Annotated in this window: 2 protein-coding genes; both read right to left on the minus strand. The window is 64.0% G+C overall.

Annotated features, from left to right (window positions below):
• The coding region (locus DVK01_RS20965) for a hypothetical protein (protein ID WP_121538820.1) at positions 1-869 on the minus strand (869 nt) is incomplete at its 3' end.
• Positions 870-1,149: 280 nt separating this feature from the next.
• On the minus strand, positions 1,150-1,339 hold a 190-nt coding region (locus DVK01_RS22700), incomplete at its 5' end, for a hypothetical protein (protein ID WP_121538818.1).

Raw genomic sequence — 1,339 nt, forward strand, 5'->3', positions numbered from 1 at the left:
TCCACCACAACGGGTGTGACGCCACCCGTCGCGGCTTTGTGGTCGCTGTTCTCCAGCAGATCGAGGCCGACGTAGCGTTTCTCAAGTAGTCCTTCGGCGGTTGCCATATCCATCGCGAGGAGCTCGGTCTTGGTCTGGTCCCGGCCGACCTGCCGCGTTTTCTCGACGATGTCGCCACCGCCGATCTCGATGAGCTTCTCCCAGACGCGCTTGATCGTCTGGCGATGCGGTTCCTTCCCGAGTTCGGCGGTGAGGGCGGTCTGCAGGTCGGCTTTGGTCATGAACACGCCGCTGCCGTCGGTTCGCTTCGTGGCAAATTCGGGCCAGCGCTTGGCGACGGTGATGGCGCGGTAGGTGTTCTGGCGGTTCGAGCGTTCGACGAACATGGTCTTGACCTTGGACTGGCGGCAGTTCGCGAAGAAATCCAGCGGCGAGCTGCTGGGTTCGATGCCCTCGGGCAGTTGTTCGGCGTCTTCCTGATGGTCGCTATCGGCTTCGAGTTGCTGGGCTTTGGCGATAGCGCTCTTGGCGACGTCGTGGGTCGCCTCCTGCTGGGTTTCGAGGTCGTCGAGGCGTTGGTCGTTCGTCGCGGCGTTGCCGACCGCCGTGGTGGCAACGTCGTGGGTCCGTTCGACGTCGGCCTCCAGGTCGTCGACGCGTTCCTGGAGGTCCTCGATGGTCCCGACCAGCAGCTCAAGAACACTCGAAACGGGGGGTGCCACTTCGTCGCCGAGTTCACTGACGAGCGACTGGAGGGCGTTGATGTCCGTTCCCTCTTGGTCGATATCCATCCCGAGTTCATCGGCGAGGGCCTGGTCGGTGGCTGTGCTGTCGGTTCCGCTGTCGTCGTTGGTGGATTGTCGTGGCATCGTGACCACAGTGCCCGTCCCCGGGATCGAACCGGGCAGTGCCGACCACGGCACGGGCTAACGGCGATGTCGCAGGCGCTATCTGGACGCGGTAGTTGGCTCGTGGCAATGCCGGGCTGTCCGGCGGCTTTGCCTCGTGGCAACAGCCTGGATCCGACCAGCGGCGGTCATCGGGAATCGTCCTGTGGCGTGGGTTCGGTATCGGTGGATTCAGACGCCTGTCGCCACCCCGGAGCCTCACAGTCCGCTAAATCGACGCCGTAGTGGTTGCCGTGACCCGTCATCTGTCGACCACCGCCCGGCGCTCGATGACAACGTCGTGGGCGTAGTCACCGCGGCGGTACTGGTCGTAGTAGTTCTCGATGGTGGGGAAGTCGGCCGTCCACTCGGTGTAGTGTTCCAGGTCGCCGACCATGTAGCGGAGTCGCCACTGATCGGGTTCTGTGGTCGCTGTGTCGGTCGCAGTGCCC

Origin of the sequence: Haloarcula sp. Atlit-120R (genome assembly GCF_003665885.1) — an archaeon.
In the GTDB taxonomy this organism is placed as follows: domain Archaea; phylum Halobacteriota; class Halobacteria; order Halobacteriales; family Haloarculaceae; genus Haloarcula; species Haloarcula taiwanensis.